Annotated in this window: 18 protein-coding genes and 1 pseudogene; 10 read left to right on the top strand and 9 right to left on the bottom strand. The window is 75.1% G+C overall.

Annotation, left to right across the window (positions count from 1 at the left end; translation table 11 throughout):
* Positions 1-87 precede the first annotated feature (87 nt).
* Genes ABD990_RS20595 through ABD990_RS20575 form a run of 5 tightly spaced genes read right to left on the bottom strand, consistent with a single transcriptional unit; the run spans position 88 to position 4,752 of the window.
* Positions 88-438, bottom strand: a complete 351-nt coding sequence (locus ABD990_RS20595; RefSeq protein WP_345382262.1) for a universal stress protein — start codon at positions 436-438, stop codon at positions 88-90.
* Positions 435-1,868, bottom strand: a complete 1,434-nt coding sequence (locus ABD990_RS20590) for a sugar porter family MFS transporter (RefSeq protein ID WP_345382261.1) — start codon at positions 1,866-1,868, stop codon at positions 435-437. The genes ABD990_RS20595 and ABD990_RS20590 overlap by 4 nt, the downstream gene beginning before the upstream one ends.
* Before the next feature lie 60 nt (positions 1,869-1,928).
* Positions 1,929-2,819, bottom strand: a complete 891-nt coding sequence (locus ABD990_RS20585) for a sugar phosphate isomerase/epimerase family protein (RefSeq protein ID WP_345382260.1) — start codon at positions 2,817-2,819, stop codon at positions 1,929-1,931.
* Positions 2,816-3,814: a Gfo/Idh/MocA family protein gene (locus ABD990_RS20580; RefSeq protein WP_345382259.1), complete on the bottom strand. Its 999-nt coding sequence runs from the start codon at positions 3,812-3,814 to the stop codon at positions 2,816-2,818. Before ABD990_RS20580 ends, ABD990_RS20585 begins: the two co-directional genes overlap by 4 nt.
* Before the next feature lie 14 nt (positions 3,815-3,828).
* Positions 3,829-4,752, bottom strand: a complete 924-nt coding sequence (locus ABD990_RS20575) for a sugar phosphate isomerase/epimerase family protein (RefSeq protein WP_345382258.1) — start codon at positions 4,750-4,752, stop codon at positions 3,829-3,831.
* A gap of 189 nt (positions 4,753-4,941) precedes the next feature.
* Between ABD990_RS20575 and ABD990_RS20570 the strand changes: the two genes are divergently transcribed.
* From ABD990_RS20570 to ABD990_RS20555, 4 genes are all read left to right on the top strand, one after another.
* A complete protein-coding gene (locus ABD990_RS20570) occupies positions 4,942-5,964 on the top strand; it encodes a LacI family DNA-binding transcriptional regulator (RefSeq protein WP_345382257.1) in 1,023 nt (340 codons plus the stop codon).
* Positions 5,965-6,088: 124 nt separating this feature from the next.
* The gene (locus ABD990_RS20565) at positions 6,089-6,832 is read left to right on the top strand and encodes a DUF2306 domain-containing protein (RefSeq protein WP_345382256.1); all 744 of its coding nucleotides are present in this window, start codon (positions 6,089-6,091) and stop codon (positions 6,830-6,832) included.
* Positions 6,829-7,815 carry a LacI family DNA-binding transcriptional regulator gene (locus tag ABD990_RS20560; RefSeq protein ID WP_345382255.1) on the top strand — a complete coding sequence of 329 codons (987 nt, stop codon included), beginning with the start codon at positions 6,829-6,831 and terminating at the stop codon, positions 7,813-7,815. The genes ABD990_RS20565 and ABD990_RS20560 overlap by 4 nt, the downstream gene beginning before the upstream one ends.
* An 82-nt stretch (positions 7,816-7,897) precedes the next feature.
* Positions 7,898-8,203 carry an antibiotic biosynthesis monooxygenase family protein gene (locus tag ABD990_RS20555; protein WP_345382254.1) on the top strand — a complete coding sequence of 102 codons (306 nt, stop codon included), beginning with the start codon at positions 7,898-7,900 and terminating at the stop codon, positions 8,201-8,203.
* On the opposite strand, the pseudogene ABD990_RS20550 reads toward ABD990_RS20555, so the two are convergent.
* Both ABD990_RS20550 and ABD990_RS20545 read right to left on the bottom strand, forming a co-directional pair.
* Positions 8,200-8,849 (bottom strand): annotated as a pseudogene (locus ABD990_RS20550) (response regulator transcription factor). The gene ABD990_RS20555 and the pseudogene ABD990_RS20550 sit on opposite strands and share 4 nt — an antisense overlap.
* Positions 8,850-8,887: 38 nt before the next feature.
* The gene (locus tag ABD990_RS20545; RefSeq protein ID WP_345382253.1) at positions 8,888-10,048 is read right to left on the bottom strand and encodes a sensor histidine kinase; all 1,161 of its coding nucleotides are present in this window, start codon (positions 10,046-10,048) and stop codon (positions 8,888-8,890) included.
* Positions 10,049-10,242: 194 nt separating this feature from the next.
* Between ABD990_RS20545 and ABD990_RS20540 the strand changes: the two genes are divergently transcribed.
* The 4 genes from ABD990_RS20540 to ABD990_RS20525 all read left to right on the top strand — a co-directional run bounded on the left by ABD990_RS20540 (position 10,243) and on the right by ABD990_RS20525 (position 13,001).
* A complete protein-coding gene (locus ABD990_RS20540) occupies positions 10,243-10,788 on the top strand; it encodes a DUF1772 domain-containing protein (RefSeq protein WP_345382252.1) in 546 nt (181 codons plus the stop codon).
* 32 nt (positions 10,789-10,820) lie between these two features.
* On the top strand, positions 10,821-11,327 hold the full coding sequence (locus tag ABD990_RS20535) for a cupin domain-containing protein (RefSeq protein ID WP_345382251.1): 507 nt from the start codon (positions 10,821-10,823) through the stop codon (positions 11,325-11,327).
* Between the two features lie 191 nt (positions 11,328-11,518).
* Positions 11,519-11,803: a hypothetical protein gene (locus ABD990_RS20530; RefSeq protein WP_345382249.1), complete on the top strand. Its 285-nt coding sequence runs from the start codon at positions 11,519-11,521 to the stop codon at positions 11,801-11,803.
* Positions 11,804-11,975: 172 nt separating this feature from the next.
* Positions 11,976-13,001, top strand: a complete 1,026-nt coding sequence (locus ABD990_RS20525) for an alpha/beta fold hydrolase (protein ID WP_345382248.1) — start codon at positions 11,976-11,978, stop codon at positions 12,999-13,001.
* 20 nt (positions 13,002-13,021) lie between these two features.
* Here ABD990_RS20525 and ABD990_RS20520 read toward each other — a convergent pair whose 3' ends face one another.
* Complete coding sequence (locus tag ABD990_RS20520) at positions 13,022-13,390, bottom strand: DUF6223 family protein (RefSeq protein ID WP_345382247.1); 369 nt, start codon at positions 13,388-13,390, stop codon at positions 13,022-13,024.
* Positions 13,391-13,666: 276 nt separating this feature from the next.
* Here ABD990_RS20520 and ABD990_RS20515 point away from each other — a divergent pair, with 276 nt between their 5' ends.
* Positions 13,667-14,860, top strand: coding sequence for a sensor histidine kinase (locus ABD990_RS20515; protein WP_345382245.1), 1,194 nt, complete (start codon positions 13,667-13,669; stop codon positions 14,858-14,860).
* Entirely contained in the window at positions 14,857-15,567 is a 711-nt protein-coding gene (locus ABD990_RS20510) for a response regulator (protein WP_345382244.1), read from the top strand. The genes ABD990_RS20515 and ABD990_RS20510 overlap by 4 nt, the downstream gene beginning before the upstream one ends.
* Before the next feature lie 28 nt (positions 15,568-15,595).
* Here the strand turns inward: ABD990_RS20510 and ABD990_RS20505 are convergent, their stop codons facing one another.
* Positions 15,596-16,192 (bottom strand): hypothetical protein, encoded by a 597-nt coding sequence (locus ABD990_RS20505; RefSeq protein ID WP_345382242.1) that lies wholly within the window; start codon positions 16,190-16,192, stop codon positions 15,596-15,598.
* Positions 16,193-16,237 lie beyond the last annotated feature (45 nt).

Raw genomic sequence — 16,237 nt, 5'->3', positions numbered from 1 at the left:
TCCGCGAGCACCGCCTGCCGGACCGCGGGCACCTCAGCCCGCACCCGGATCCGCGAGCACTGCGGCCCGGCCGACGCCTTGTGCCGTTCAGCGTTTGACGGCAAGCACCGGGACGTCGGCCTCCAGCAGCAGGCGCTGGGAGAGGCTCCCGAGCAGCGCCTTGCCGATCGGGGTGCGGCGCTTCATCCCGATCACGAGCAGGTCGACCTTGCCCTCGTACTCGTCGAGGGCGGCGAGGACGCAGTCGGCGAGGTCGGCGTGCCCGGTGCGCTCCCGGACCGTGATGGGCAGGTCGCTCGGCATCCCGATGACGTCGAGCGGGTCGAGCGCGAGGTTCAGCACGACCAGGTCCGTCTCGCGGCGCCGTGCCTCGTCGATCGCCGCCGACAGGGCCGTCCGCCCCTCGGGCGAGTCCGGGACCGCCACCACCACCGTCACCGCGCCACCTCCGCCGGAGCGCCCGCCTGCTTGAACTCCCGCTCGAGCTGCTCCAGGGTCCGCCCCTTGGTCTCCGGCACGATCGCCTTCGCCACCAGCATGGCGCACACCCCGAGACCGGCGAACAGGAAGAACGTCGCGGAGATCCCGATGCCCGCCACCAGGATCGGGAAGAGCAGGCCGACCAGGAAGTTCACGATCCACAGCATCAGCCCGCACACGCCCATGCCGAGGCCGCGGAGCTTGAGCGGGAAGATCTCGGACAGCATCAGCCACGTCACCGGGGAGATCGCGCCCTGCTGGAAGGCCAGGAAGGTCACGGTCAGCGCCAGCACGACCGACGCGCGGCCGACACCCTCGGGCAGGACCAGCGAGAAGACGCCGACGAGCAGCAGCGCGCAGAAGGTGCCGATCTGCCCGGCGATGAGCATGGGCCGTCGCGGCACCCGCCCGAGCAGCCAGATGCCGACGAACGTGGCCACCACGGAGATCACGCCGTTGGCGATGTTCGCGATCAACGCGCCGTTCCGGTCGAAGCCGGACTCGGTGAGGATCTGCGTGCCGTAGTACATGATCGAGTTCACGCCGGTGATCTGCTGCATGACGGCGATCGCCAGGCCGACGACCACGATGCGGCGGATCCACGGCACGGCGAGGTCGCGCCAGCCCGCGGTCTGCGCGGCCCGGTCCTCCTCCGCCAACGCGCGGACCTCGGCCAGCTCGGCCTCCGCCCGCTTTGCGTCCCGCACCTGCTGCAGCACGGCGAGCGCCTCGCCGAACCGGCCGCGCGACGCCAGCCAGCGCGGGCTCTCGGGCATCGCGAGCATGCCGATCCAGAGCGCGACCGCGGGCAGCGTGGCGATCACCAGCATCCAGCGCCAGACGCCGCCGGCCTCGCCCCAGATCCCGCCGATCACGGCGTTGCAGACGAAGGCGAGCAGCTGCCCGGAGACGATCATGAGCTCGTTCTGTGTGACGAGCCGGCCGCGCCGCTCCGCGGGCGAGACCTCGGACAGGTAGGCGATCACCGTGACGGACGCGCCACCGACGGCCAGGCCCAGCACCACCCGGCCGAACACCATCACGCCGACGCCCGGCGCGAAGGTGCAGACGAGGGTGCCGACGGCGAACAGCACCGCCAGCCAGAGGATCATGGTGCGGCGGCCGCGGCGGTCGGAGATGCGCCCGCCGAGGAAGGCGCCGAGGGCCGCACCGAGGAGCAGGGAGCTGGTGACGATGCCCTCGGTCGCCGGGGTCAGACCCAGGTCGTCGGTCATGTACGGCAGGGCGCCGTTGATCACGCCGGTGTCGTAGCCGAAGAGCAGGCCGCCGAAGGTCGCGACGACCGTCAGGAGCTTCAGCCGCCGGGTGTGCGGGCCGGGGACCTCCGTGCTGACGGCCGGCACGGCGTCGTGCGTGTCGTGGGACAAGGGAATCCTTCGCGAGGGGAGCGGTGCCGCGAGGGGCACCGGCCCCTCGCGGCCGGACGATCAGGCGTTGAGGCGGTCGGCGCCGAAGTGCTTCTCGATCAGGGCGGTAGCCTTCTCCCGCTGCCGCACGCTGATGCCCTCGGCGTCCTCCTCCCAGCCGAACACGCAGGACGAGACCACGCCGTCGAACCCGACCGAGGCGAGCGCGGCGAACACCGCGTCGAAGTCGACCTCGCCGCGGCCGATCTCGGCGTGCTGGTGCACCCGCGCGGTCGACCCCGGCGGGTTGACGATGTAGCGCAGCCCGTTCGACGCCGTGTGGTCCAGGGTGTCGGCCAGGTGCACGTAGGTGACCTTGTCGCCGGCCGCGCCGATGATCCCGGCCGGGTCTCCGCCGGTACCGCCCTGGTGGAAGGTGTGCGGGGTGCAGTACAGGAACGAGATCCAGTCCCGGTTCAGCCCGCGCACCATCTGCACCGCGGCGTGCCCGTCCTCGATGAAGTCGTCCGGGTGCGGCTCGAGCACCAGCGTGATGCCCTCGCGCTCGAACACCGGGATCAGCTCGTCCATCGACCGCAGGAACTGCGCCTCGGCGAACTCCGCGCCCTCCGGGCGGCCGTTGAACTCCGAGTTCATCGTGTCCACGCCGAGGTCGACGGTGATCTGGATGGCCCGCTTCCAGGCCCGCACCGCGGCCTGGCGCTCCTCCTCGCCGGGACCGGACCAGCGCAGCACCGGCAGCACCGAGGCGATCCCCACCCCGGCGTCCGCCGCGCGCTTGCGCAGCTTCGCCACCCCGGCGTCGTCGACGCGCGGGTGCTGGAAGAACGGGATGAAGTCCGCCTTGGGCGACAGCTCCATCCAGCGGTAGCCCATCTTCGCGACCACGTCGGGCAGCTCGTGCACCGAGTGCGTGGCGTAGAACATCTGCGGGTCCAGCGCGAGCTTCACGGCCGCGCCTCCAGCTTCACCTCGACGCGCCCGGCGGTGCGGACGGCCTGCACGCCGGCCTCGCAGATCGCGGCGGCGGCGTAGCCGTCCCAGGCGTTCGCGCCGTCGATCGTGCCGCGGCGGGCGGCATCCACCCAGCGCTGCATCTGGGTGTCGTAGGCCTGCCCGAAGCGCACCACGAAGTCGGGGGCGATGGTGCCGCCCCAGCGGCCGGCCTGCTTGACCACCAGGTTCTGGTCGAGCCCGATCGTGGCGCTGCCCTTCTCGGCGACGAGCTCCGTGCGGACCTCGTAGGCGACCTGGGTGCGCACGAAGCTCTCGACGGTGACCAGCCGGCCGGACTCGGTCTCGAACAGCACGAGCATCGGGTCCGAGACGCCCTCGGGCGCCGCGGACGTCGCCGCCCCGCGCAGCACGGTGACCGCCACGACCTCCTCGCCGAGCAGGAAGCGGGTGCAGTCCGCCTCGTGCACCACGGAGTCGGCCATGGCCATCTCCGAGGTGAAGGAGTCCGGCACCGCCGGGTTGCGGTGCGTGCAGTGCAGCATCAGCGGGGCGCCGACCGAGCCGCTCGCGATCAGCTCGCGCAGCGCGACGTACTCGGTGTCGAAGCGGCGCATGAAACCGACCTGGATCAGGTCGCGGCCGCTCTCGGCCTGCGCCTTCACGACCTCGTAGGACGAGGGGCCGTCCATGGTCAGCGGCTTCTCGCACAGCACCGGGATGCCGCGCTCGAGGCAGGCCAGGACCTGCTTCTCGTGCGCGAAGCCGGGGCTGGCCAGCACGACGGCGTCGACGTCGTCGGCCCCGACGGCCTCGAACGGGTCGGCGACGGTGCGGGCGCCGACCGGGGCGGCGACCTTCTCCGCCTGCTCGGGGGAGAAGTCGTTGACCACGGTCACGCGGGCACCGCGGACGCGACGGGTGAGGCTGTCGACGTGGAAGGAGCCCATCTTCCCCACGCCGACCACGGCGATACGCAGATCGTCCGACATGTCTTCGCGTCCTCTCAGGCCTTCGGGGTGCCGATGTCGAGCCGGCCCGAGCAGCCGGCGAGGTAGGTGTGCGTGCGCCGCGCGATGGGCAGCGGGTGGTCCGGCGGGCAGGGGTACATGTCCTGCTCGACGATCGCGTAGATGTCCCGGTCGAGCTCCTCGACGGCGGCGAGCAGCTCGCGCATGTCCGGCACGCCCAGCGGCGGCTCGACCATCGCGCCGAGCTTCACGGCGTCCGGGAAGGGGATGTCCTCGGCCTCGACGCGGGCGATCACCGCAGGGTCGACCTGCTTGAGGTGCAGGTAGCCGATGCGCTCGGGGTACTTCTTGATCAGCGCGACGTTGTCGCCGCCGTAGTACGAGACGTGCCCGGTGTCGAGGCAGAGGTTCACGTAGTCGGGGTTCGTGTTCTCGCAGAACCGCTCGATCTCGTGCTGGTACCCGACGTGCGAGTCGGCGTGGCTGTGGAACTGGACCCGCAGCCCGTACTCCTCCAGGATGCGGCGGCCCAGCTCGTCCATCCCGGTGGTCAGCAGCCCCCACCGCTCGTCGGACAGGACGCGGTCCTCCAGCGGGGCGCCGGTCTTGTGGTCGCGCCAGGTGTCCGGGATGACCACGATGTGCTCGCCGCCGACCGCCGCGGTCAGCGAGGCGACGTCCGTGACCTGCTTCCAGACGTCCTCCCAGGAGTCCGGCCGGTGCAGGTGCTCGAACACGGTGCCGGCACTGACCTTGAGGCCGTGCTTGTCCAGCTGGTCCCGCAGCGCGTTCGGGTCCGTGGGCAGGTAGCCGTAGGGACCGATCTCGATCCACTCGTAGCCGGCGCCGGCGACCTCGGAGAGGAACCGGTCGGCGGGGGTCTGCGCGGGATCCGACGGGAACCACACGCCCCACGAGTCGGGCGCGGAGCCGATCCGGATCGTCGATGAAGGGGCCACGCTGCTGTCTCCCGGTCCTCGGTGCCGTGTGCGTGGGCGCCCGTGAAGTGACGCCCTCGTCGTGGAACTAGAGCGCTCTAGTCGCTCCGTGGCACACTATGGTGACCGCAAGGTGCGCATGTCAAGACATACTCGTGAACGCATCCCGCGGTGATCCACCGCCCGTCCATGACCTGCAAGGATGCCGCCATGGCCACGCCCCTCCCGCCGCGCCGCCGGCCGACCATGGTCGACGTCGCGGCCCGCGCCGGAGTCTCGCGCGCGCTGGTCTCCCTCGTCTTCCGCGACCAGCCGGGCGCCTCCGCCGAGACCCGCTCGCGCGTGCTGGCGGCGGCCGAGGAGCTCGGCTACCGGCCGGACGGCGCCGCCCGGCTGCTCGCCCGCGGGCGCAGCCGCACCCTCGGTGTGCTGATGACGGTGCGCGAGCCGTTCGAGGCCGACCTCGTCGAGGCGATCTACCCGGAGGCCGAGCGGCTGGGCTACGAGGTGCTGCTCTCCGCGCGCACCCCCGGCCGGGACGAGGCGACGGCGGTCGACGGCCTGCTCGCCCACCGCGCCGAGGCCATCGTGCTGCTCGGGCCGGACGTCGACGACGCCTTCCTCGCCGAGCTCGGCGCCCGCACCGTCGCCGTCGTGGTGGGCCGGGCCGCGGCGGGGCTCGACAGCGTGCACAGCGCCGACGCGGACGGGATCCGGCAGGCCGTCGACCACCTGGCCGGCCTGGGGCACAGGGAGATCGTGCACGTCGACGGCGGCACCGGGTCCAACGCCGCCGCCCGTCGCACCGGCTATCTCGACGCCATGGCGGCGCACGGCCTCGCCGACCGCGCGCGGGTGCTGCCCGGCGCCTACCACGAGGACGCCGGCATCGCGGCCGCGCACGCCCTGCTCACCGAGCCGGAGCTGCCGACGGCGGTGGTCGCGGGCAACGACCGGTGCGCGCTCGGACTGCTGGACACCCTGCGCCGCAGCGGGATCGACGTCCCGGGCCGGGTCTCGGTGGTGGGGTACAACGACGACCGGCTCGCCCGGCTCTCGCACGTCGACCTCACGACGGTCCGGCAGGACGCGGGCCGGCTCGCCCGGCAGGCCGTCCGTGCCGCGGCCGCCCGGCTGGACGACCCCGACCTCGACCCCGGCGAGACCGTGCTGACCCCCGAGCTGGTCGTCCGCGGCACCACCGCTCCCCCCGGGCGCGGCAACTGCCCCTAGAAGGGCACTCGCCACTCACGACCGTGCCCGAGCTGCGGCGATGTGCCCTGCTCCGGTTTCCCCCACCCCGTACCCGGGGGCCGGTCGGCTGCCGCCGCGCGCCGTGCCGTCGAACGATCGGGACATGGCCGCACCCACCGCGTCCCCGATCCCGCCGCCCGCGGCACCGCCCTTCTGGCGCCGCCCCTGGGTCCTCCCGCTCGGGCTCCTGGCGGTCCTCTTCCTCGTCACCGCCCTGCCGCCCTACGTCGGGCTCGACCCCGCGCGCTCGCGGGTCTCGCCGCAGCCCGAGCTGCCGCACTTCTACCCGATGCTCGTGGCGCACATCGCCTTCGGCACGGTCGCGCTGCTGACCAGCGTGCTGCAGGTCTGGCCGTGGCTGCGGCGCACGCACCCGCGGGTGCACCGGTGGAGCGGGCGGCTGTACCTGTTCGCCGGCGTGCTGCCCGGCGGCCTGGCGGTCCTCGCGGTGGCGCCCTTCGGGCAGATGGGCCCGGTGCAGCAGGCGGGCAACACCGCGCTGGGCGTCCTGTGGCTGATCACCGGCGTGCTCGGTCACCGGGCCGCCCGCCGGCGCCGGTACGCGCAGCACCGGGCCTGGATGGTACGCAGCGTCGCCCTGACATGGTCCATCGTGGCCAATCGCGTGTGGTCACCACTCTGCCTGGCCGTGTACGCACCGGGCGCCCTGTCGGGCGCCGACGTTGCACCCACGGTGATCGCGCAGGCCGTCGGTGTCTCCGTCTGGGCGTCTTGGGTACTGAACCTGATCGTGGCGGAGTGGTGGCTGGCAGGATCGGCCAGGTGGACGGCACGACCGGTCCGAACGGAACGCACGGCGCGGCAGGACCCCGGGCCGCGACGATGAGCGACGTCGCCCGCCAGGCGGGTGTGTCCCGGGCGACCGCCTCCTACGTGCTCAACCGGACGCCCGGCGCCCGGATCCCGGAGCAGACGCGCGCCAAGGTGCTCGCCGCGGCGGAGGCGCTGCGGTACGTCCCGCACGTGAGCGCGCGGTCCTTGCGCCGGGGGCGCAGCGACCTCGTCGTCGGACACGTCGACGGCAGCGCGATCATGAGCGACCGGCTGCCCTTCTTCGGCCTGGTGCAGGTGGCGTCGGAGGTGCGCAAGGCGGGCTACACCTTCCTCATCCACGGCGACCCGACGGTCAGCGGGCTCGCCGCCGCCCGGGCGTGGCTGGCGCTGCGCCCCGCGGCCGTCGTCGCCACGCTCGACCGGTTCACCGAGGAGAGCGTCGCGATGCTCGCCGAGGCCGGCACCGTGCCGGTCGCGCTCGGTCGCCGGTCGTCCGAGCTCACGGCCACCGTCGTGCTCGACGACGGCGAGCTCGGCCGGGCCGCCGCCGGCCGTCTCGCGGACCGGGGCTGCCGGCGGATCGCGGTTCTGGGGTCGCACGAGGACCTGGCGGCGGACCAGGTGGTGGGGAACCGGATCGCCGAGGCGCTGGCGGCCGCGCGGGAGCGCGGGCTGGAGGCGCACCACGTGCCCATGCGCCCCCAGGTCGACGCCGCTGCCCGGGTCGTCGACGGGTGGCTGCGGGACGGGCTGCCGGACGGCGTCGTCGGGCCGACGGACCGGCACGCCGGCCTGCTGCTCGGCGCCCTCACCGACGCCGGCGTCGACGTGCCCGGCCGGGTCGCCGTGATCGGGATGGACGACGACCCCTTCTGCGACCTGCTCCGCCCGCGGCTGACCTCGGTCCGCGCCGACCTCACCGGCGGCGACACGCCGCTCGCCGGGGTCGTCCTCGCCGCGATCGAGGGCCGCTGGGACCCGGGCGACGCGGTGCGCCGCTTCCCCGCCCACGTCGTGGTGCGGGACAGCGCCTGACCGTTCCGGGAACCCGTTGCGACTGCCGAGGGCCCGGAACGGGAACCCGGGGCGGACCACGCCGCCGGAAGGAGCGATCGACATGATGACGGTGATCACCGAGATCACGCTGAAGCAAGGGTCCGAGCCGGAGTGGGACGCCGCGATGCGCGACCGGCTCGCGGCCGCCCGCGGGCGGCCCGGCTGGGTCGGCGGGCAGCTGCTCATCCCCCTGGACGGCCAGAACTCGCGGGTCGTGGTCGGGACCTGGCAGAGCCGCGCGGACTGGCAGGCCTGGCACGAGGACGAGGCGTTCGCCGAGACCCGCACCCGGATGGAGGGGCTGCAGGAGGGCGACAGCGAGCTGACGTGGCACGAGGTCGTGGTCGACTCGCGCGGCGGGGACTAGGAGTCGCCGGGGCGCACGAGGCCGCTCTCGTAGGCGATGACGACGAGCTGCGACCGGTCGCGCGCGCCCAGCTTTGCGAGGAGCCGGCTGACGTAGGTGCGGGCGGTCTCCGGGCTCAGGTGCAGCGCGGCGCCGACCTCCGCGTTCGACCGGCCGCGGCCGACCTGCGCGAGGACGTCCCGCTCGCGCGGGGTGAGGCAGGCGATCCGGTCGGTGGCGCGGCCGCGCGGGCCGCCGCGGCGAGCACCCGGTGCGTGACGGCGGGCGAGAGCAGCGCGTCGCCGCCGGCGACGGTGCGCACCGCGTCGCGCAGGGCGTCCGGCCGGGTGTCCTTGAGCAGGAACCCCGCTGCACCGGCACGGATGGCCTCGAACAGGTACTCGTCGTCGTCGAAGGTCGTGAGCATGACGACCCGGACCCGCCGGAGGGCCGGGTCGGCCAGGATCTCGCGGGTGGCCCGGAGCCCGTCCGTACCGGGCATGCGCACGTCCATCAGGACGACGTCCGGCCGCTCGGTCCGCACGACGGCGAGCCCGGTCGCACCGTCGCCCGCCTCGCCGACGACGGCGATGTCGGGGTCGCGCTCGAGGAGCCCGCGCAGGCCCGCGCGGACGAGGTGCTGGTCGTCGACGAGGACGACGCGCACGGGGCCTGTGGGGTCCGATGGTGGGCCCGCACGTCCGCTCACGTGCTCGCCCTGCCGATCGGGAGGCGGGCGCGGACCCGGAAGCCCCCGCCCTCCCCGGTGCCGACCTGCACCTCGCCGCCGAGCAGGGAGACCCGCTCGGTCATGCCGCGCAGACCGTGGCCGGGTTCCACGGCGGCCGCCCCGGGGGCGCCGCGCCCGTCGTCGGCGACCTCGACGAGCAGCCATCCACCGCCCGCCTCGACGGTCACGTCGGCGCGGCCGGCCTCGGCGTGCCGCAGCACGTTGGTGAGCGCCTCCTGGACCAGCCGGTAGGTGGTGGTGGCGACGACGGCAGGGAGCGCGGCGGTGTCCGCGCGGACGTGGAGCTCGACCGGCAGCCCGCCCCGGCGCACCCCGTCGACCAGCGCGGGGAGCCGGTCGAGGCCCGGCGCGGGTTCCGGGGCACCGGTGTCGCGACGCAGGGTCCCGAGGGTGGCGCGCAGCTCGGTCATCGCGCCGGCTCCCGCGGCGCCGATGGCGGCGAGCGCGGCCTGCGCCTCGGCCGGCTTGCCGTCGGCGAGGGCCTCCTCCCCCAGCGCCGCCTGCAGCGTGACCACGGACATCGTGTGCCCGAGCGTGTCGTGCAGCTCGCGCGCGATGCGCACCCGTTCGGCGTCGACCTGCCGGGCGGCCTCGCGGCGACGCTCCTCCTCCGCGGCGTCCACCTGGCGGGTGAGCTCGGCCCGCAGCGCCCGCCTGCTCCGGACCGCGTCGCCGAGGGCGACGACCGCGAGCACGAGCGCGGCCTCGGAGCCGAGCTCGAGGCCGAGGACGATCGCCGCGTCGTCGCCCTCGGTCAGCCGCACGCCGACGGACGCCGCGAGCAGGCACCCGGCCACGCCTGCGGCCCACAGCACACGCCCCCGCTCGGCGGCGACGAACAGGGCGGCCGCGATCGGCGCGGCCAGGCCGATCGGCGGCAGGTCCAGGACGTAGTAGGCGACGAGCCCGACCGCCGTCGCGAGCAGCACCGGCACCGGCCAGGCCCGGGCGGCGAGCACCAGGGCGGCGAAGCCGACGGCGAACGCGAACGCGGTCACGGAGCCGGCGACCGACCGGCCGCCCGGGCCGGCGTCACCGATCACCGCCACGGCGACGAGGCAGAACACCGCGACACCGAGGAGCACCTCGACGCGGGTGGGGCGGAGGGCCTGCACGATCGTCGAGAGTAGAGCGGAGCGCAGCGCCGCGGCAGGCGCTCGGGGGCGACGACCAGGCCGCCGCCCGTACGTCGAGAAGCGACACGTGATCGCGCGCCCGGGCGGCAGACCCCCGCCTGCTCCCGGACCTAGCGTCCCCCTCGCCCGACCCGGGCCGTCCGTCCCGGGACCATCCAGCGGAGGAGGACCCCATGTCCCGCACCACCGTCACGACGACGGCGCTCGTCGTCCTCGTGTGGGCGGCCCTGCTGTCCTTCGGCGGCGTGGCCGCCGAGACCGTGATGCTGTACCCGAACATCTTCGCCGACCCGCCCGCGTCGCTGGACCGGGCGCGGGAGTTCCTGGTGGCGGGCGGCCCGGCCGACTACTTCCCGCCGCTCGGCCTCGCGGTCGTGGTGACCGGCCTCGCCTCGGTCGTGCTGACCTGGCGCGACCCACGGCTGCGGTGGTGGGTCGCCGGGGCCGCCGCGGTGTTCGTCGCCTGCGAGTTCCTGTTCTCCGTGTTCTTCTTCTGGCCACGCAACGAGATCATGTTCGTCGACCCGATCGGCACCCATCCGGCCGAGGAGCTGCGCCGGGTCGCGGCCGAGTTCGTCGCCGGGCACCGGGTCCGCCTCGCCGGTGGCGCCGTGACCGCCGCCCTCGCCTTCACCGCGCTCCTGCGGCAGGTCCGGGCGACCGCACCGGCCGCCGCTACGGGCTCGGCGGGCTCGACGGGCGAGCGGCTCCCCCGGTGAACCGGTCCGACCCGACCCGGCAGGAGCCCGCGATGTCCGACCTCGGCCCCCCGTCCCCCGTCCTCCGCCTGCCCACCGGGGAGGCGGTGACCATCCGGGCCTCGGGCCGCGACACCGCCGGCGCGCTGTTCGAGGTCGACGCGCTCCTCCCGCCGGGACTGGGCGGCCCGCCGCGCCATCGTCACCTCGTCCAGACCGAGGCCTTCACCGTGCTGGAGGGACGCCTGCGGGTCGTCGTCGGTGCGGAGACCCGTGAGCTGCGCGCCGGCGACACCGCCACGGTGCCGCCCACGGTGGTCCACGCCTTCTCCAATCCCTTCGACGAGCCCGCACGGATCCGGATGCGCGAGACGCCGGCGGGCCCGCTGGAGGAGCAGTTCCGCGCGCTGGCGCGCGCCGGCCGGGTGCCGCCGCTCGGGGAGCTGGCCGCGATCAACGTCCGGCACGGCCTGCCCTTCGCCCTGCACGGCGTCCCCGATCTCGTGCAGCGTCCGGCCTGGCGGTTGCTCGCCCGGCTGCACGGCCGTCGTCACCGGTAGGCGGCTCGTCCAGCCGGGGGCCGCTCCGGCGTGCGGTCGGTGAGGTTGAGCCGCTCCGGGGCGGGAACACCCCCGCCCGGGTGGTGATCGGCGGCCCCGACCGGGTCCGCCGCGGCACCGGACGACGCCGACCGAGGAGTGAGCGTGGGGCATGATCCGCAGGGACCCGGCAGCGTGAGCGGGGAGGAGCGGTGAGCCGTCTCGTCGCCGAGATCCGGCGCAGGCTGCTCGACCGCATCCTGTTCGGCCCCCGTCGTGCGCGGGCCGCCGGCCCGGGCCTGCGCCCGCACGGCGGTGTCCGACCGCGTACCCGCGTCGGCTTCTGGGGCCCCGTGCCCTTCGTCTCGACCCGCACCCGGCGCGGCTCGGAGGTCTCGGTCGGCGGCTGCGGGTGCTGCCTCCCGATCCCCCTCCTCACGGTGCTCGGCCTGGTCACCGCGGTGTGGGCGACGTGTCGGCGGCAGTGGCGGAGGTAGTGGAGCCGGCGCAGGCCCGCGCTCCGGGTCGGTCGCGGTCACCCCGTGTGACGCCCCCGACAGCAGTCTCCCGACTATCGATCGCGGAAGCGGCTATACCACCGGCGCTCTGCTCCACCGATGCCGAGGGGATCGACACCCGTCCCCGAGGGCCCCGCGACCGAAGGACGAGATGAGCCAGCTTCCCCGACGTGGCCTCACGCCCGGCGTGCCGCCCCGCGCCCACCGGCTCCACCGCCGCTCCCGCTCGACGGCACCCGCCTCCGTCGCCCGCCGCGAGATCGTCCTGCACGACCAGCGCGTCACCTACCTGGAGAGCGGGCGGCGCAGCGGCGGGCCGACCGTCGTGCTCCTGCACGGGCTCGCGAGCAGTTCGGCCACGTGGCTGCCGGCGCTGCCCCTGCTCGGACGGCACGCGCACGTCGTCGCGCCGGACCTGCTCGGCCACGGGTCGTCGGCGAAGCCCCGGACCGGCGACTACTCCCTCGGCGCCTACGCCGCCGGCCTGCGCGATCTCCTGCTCGCCCTGCGCCTGGACGGGGCCACCGTGGTGGGGCACTCGTTCGGCGGCGGTGTCGCGATGCAGTTCGCCTACCAGTTCCCCGAGCTCACCGAGCGCCTCGTGCTGGACGCCAGCGGCGGTCTCGGCCCGGACGTGAGCATCGCGCTGCGCGCCGCGAGCCTGCCGGGCGCCGCCGCGGTCCTGAAGGTCGCGCACACGCTCACCCCGCGCCGGATCGCCGAGCTCTGCCACCGGGCCGTGCGGCTCGTCCCGGGGGTACCGCTCGCGGACCTGGACGAACTGGCCTGCGCCCTGGCCTCCTTCGCCGACCACGGTGCGCGCGAGGCCTTCATCCACACCGTGCGCAGCGCGCTCACCTGGTCCGGCCAGCGCCTCGACGGGACGGGCCGGCTCTACCTGCTCGCCGACCTCCCGGTGCTCCTCGTCGCCGGCACGGACGACGCCGTGATCCCCCTCGACCACACCCTCGCCGCCCACGACCGGCTCCCGCAGAGCCGGCTCGAGGTCTTCGAGCGCACCGGGCACTTTCCCCACTCCGAGCACCCGGCGCGCTTCGCCGAGGCGCTCCTCGACTTCCTGCACACCACCAGACCGGTGCGCAGCGACACGGACTCGTTCCGGCGCCGCTTGACGGCGAGCCGCCGACGGGCCGAGGCCGCGGTCGTCCCCGTCTGACCGGACCGGGTCGGACCGGGTCAGGCGGTGCGGCGCGACCGGGCCAGCGCCAACCCGGCGACGACCGCCCCGATCAGCCCCAGCGCCACGGCCGCGACGGCCCCGGCCAGCCCGTTGCCGGTGCCGAGACCCCCGGCGGAGTTGGCCGCGTGCAGCCCGCCGACGCCCGCGCCGACGAGCCCCAGCACCAGTCCGACGAGGGCCGCGGCCCGCCTGGTGCCGGGACGACCGCGGGGGCGGGCCAGCGCCAGCACGGCGACGGCCACGCCGGCCAGCGCCAGCACGGCGGCGACGGTGGGGACCGTCCGCCCCGTGCCGATCACGTAGCCGCCGACGGCGACGGAGAGGTCAGCGGCGTCGGGTGCGGCGAGCAGCTGGTGGACGGACATCGAGGGCTCCCCCCGGTCGTGGTGAGCCGGCCTGCCGGGTCGGTCGAGGCCGGTGCGCCGTGCGCGATGGGAGCGATGGTGGGCGCCGGGGCAGGGCGTGCGCGTCGGACGACGGTCGTCACTTCCGGCCGATACCCACGGCGTAGGGTCAGCCGCCGGGTGTAGCCGGCGTCGACCCGGGGCGTAGTGCCGGACACCGCTCGCGGTGGATGCGCTCGCGCGGCGAGACCCGCGACCATGGACCGGAGGCGACGGGTGCGGGTCGAGGACGGGCGCATGATCGACACCAGGGGCGGGGCGGGGCGCGGCGTGCTGTCGGCGCCGGCGGCCGACGCGGGTCTCGGGATCTGCGTGGCGGTGACACTCCTCGCCGCCACGGTCGCCGGGGTGGGCCCGGCCGTGCCGGACGCCCGACCCCTCGACGCCGGAGCGGTGGTGCTGGTCGTCGCGATCGCGGCCGCGATCGCCGTGCGCCGCCGCCACCCGGTCGTGGCCCTGGCCGTGCTCGACGTGGTCCCCGTCGTCTGGTTCCTCGCCCCCTATCCCGGACGCCTGGTCGCGCTGGCCCCGCTGATCGGCTGCTACACCCTCGCGGCCCTCCGGGGCTGGCGGTGGGGTGCCGCGGGTGCCGCGGGCACCGCGCTGATCCAGATCCTGGCGATCCGCGTCGTGCTCGGCGACGTCGAGACCGTCGGCGTGGTGCCCGATGCGGTGCTGCTGACGGCCACGGCCAGCAGCGCCGGCGCGGCCGTCGGGTACCACCGGGCGGTGCTCGCGGCCACCCGCGCCCGGCACGCCCGGGAGACCCAGGCCCGCGAGGAGCGGGCCCGCCGGCTCGCGGCCGAGGAACGGCTGCGCATCGCCCGCGAACTGCACGACGTCGTCGGGCACACCCTGGCGACCGCCAGCGTGCAGGCGGGGGTCGGCCTGCACGTCGTCGACCGGCGGCCCGGGCAGGCCCGCGAGGCGCTCGCCGCGATCAAGACGATCTGCGACGACGGCCTCACGGACGTCCGCACGATCCTCGGCATCCTGCGGGACGACGGCCCGGCCGAGGAACCGCCGGCGGAACCGCGCGCTCCTCGGGGCGGGCTCGACCGGCTCACGGACCTGGTCGACCCGGCCGAGGCCGCCGGCCTGCAGGTGGAGCTGGAGGTCGACGGCGAGCCGCGGCCCCTGCCCGCCCCCGTCGACCTGGCCGCCTACCGGATCGTCCAGGAGGCGCTGACCAACGTGATCCGCCACGCCGGGGCCCGCACCGTCCGGCTGGCGCTGACCTACGAACCCTCGCGGCTGCTCATCCGGATCCGCGACGACGGCCTCAGGTCCGCCGCGGGCACCCCGTGCGGACACGGCATCGACGGGATGCGCGAGCGCGCCCGCGCGCTGTCCGGCCGCCTCACCGCGGCCCCCCACCCCGACGGCGGGTTCGAGGTGTGCGCCGAACTCCCTGTTCCGGGCACGCGATGACCGCCCGCGACGACCTCCCGGTCGACCCGGTGCCCGCGCCCGTGCGCGTGCTCATCGTCGACGACGAGGCCCTGGTGCGGGGCGGCTTCCGGGTCCTCGTCGACACCGAGCCCGGCATGGTCGTGGTGGGCGAGGCCGGCGACGGGGCCACCGCGGTGGAGCTGGCCCGGCGGACCCGCCCGGACGTCGTGCTCATGGACATCCGCATGCCCGGCGTCGACGGGCTGCGCGCCACCTGCGAGATCGCCGCCGATCCCGACCTCGCCGGCGTCCACGTCCTCATCCTCACGACCTTCGACCACGACGAGTACGTCGTCGACGCCCTCGGCGCCGGCGCGGCCGGGTTCCTGATCAAGAACACCGAGCCCGCCCAGCTGCTGCGCGGCATCAGGGTCGTCGCCGGTGGTGAGGCCCTCCTGTCCCCCGGGCTGACCCGGCGGCTGATCGCCCGGCTCACCGCCCGGGCCGCACCGCCGCGACTCGACGCCGAGGCGCTGGCCCAGCTCACGGCCCGCGAGCGGCAGATCGTCGCCCTGGTCGCCCATGGCCTGAGCAACACCGAGATCGCCGCCGAGCTGACCATCAGCCACGCCACCGCCAAGACCCACGTCAGCCGGGCCATGACCAAGCTCGGCGCCCGCGACCGCGCCCAGCTGGTGGCGCTCGCCTACCGGCACCGGATCGTCGAACCCCCCGATCCCGCCTGACCACGGCACTTCGGGCCCGGCCCAGAAGTCAGTCCGAGGACGAGGACGAGGAGGAGCCCGAGTCCGAGGAGGAGCTCGACGACGAGTCCGAGGAGGAGCTCGACGACGTGTCGGAACCCGACCAGCCGGAGGCGGCCCCGGAACCCGACCAGCCCGGCTCCGACCCGCCCGACTCCGACCGGCCCGGGCCGGAGTCCGAGGTCCACGAGCCGCCACACGAGTGCTCCGCGCCGGGCCGGTGGTCCCGGTCGGGACAGGAGTCGTCCCCGCTCGCCGGTCCGTCGGCCGGCCACCACCACAACGGGTCGTCCGCGCCGGACGACCCGTGCCGATACGGCCCCGGCCGGGTGGCCCCGGCCGCGCCGCTCGGGACGAGCGGCCCGACGGCCCCGGCCCGCAGGTCCGCGAGCAGGCGCCGGTGCGGGGCGGTGACGAGCCGGAGCACCAGCAGCGCGATCACCGTGCCGACCAGCAGCGGCACCCCGAACAGCAGCCCGGGCCGGCCCAGGACCGCGTAGAGGACGCCGAGCACGACGAGGTCGCTGAGCACGAGGAGGGGCACGATCCAGCGCGGCAGCGGGGACGCGGCCACGTCGATCCCCGTTCTGGTCGGTCGTCCGGTCATGGCCCGACCACGATCATCGCGCCGGAGCCGTTAACCGGCGTCACC

The organism is Pseudonocardia yuanmonensis, assembly GCF_039542425.1.
In the GTDB taxonomy this organism is placed as follows: domain Bacteria; phylum Actinomycetota; class Actinomycetes; order Mycobacteriales; family Pseudonocardiaceae; genus Pseudonocardia; species Pseudonocardia yuanmonensis.
Note: the sequence above shows the minus strand (reverse complement) of the source record. Positions and strands in the feature narration are given on the sequence as shown.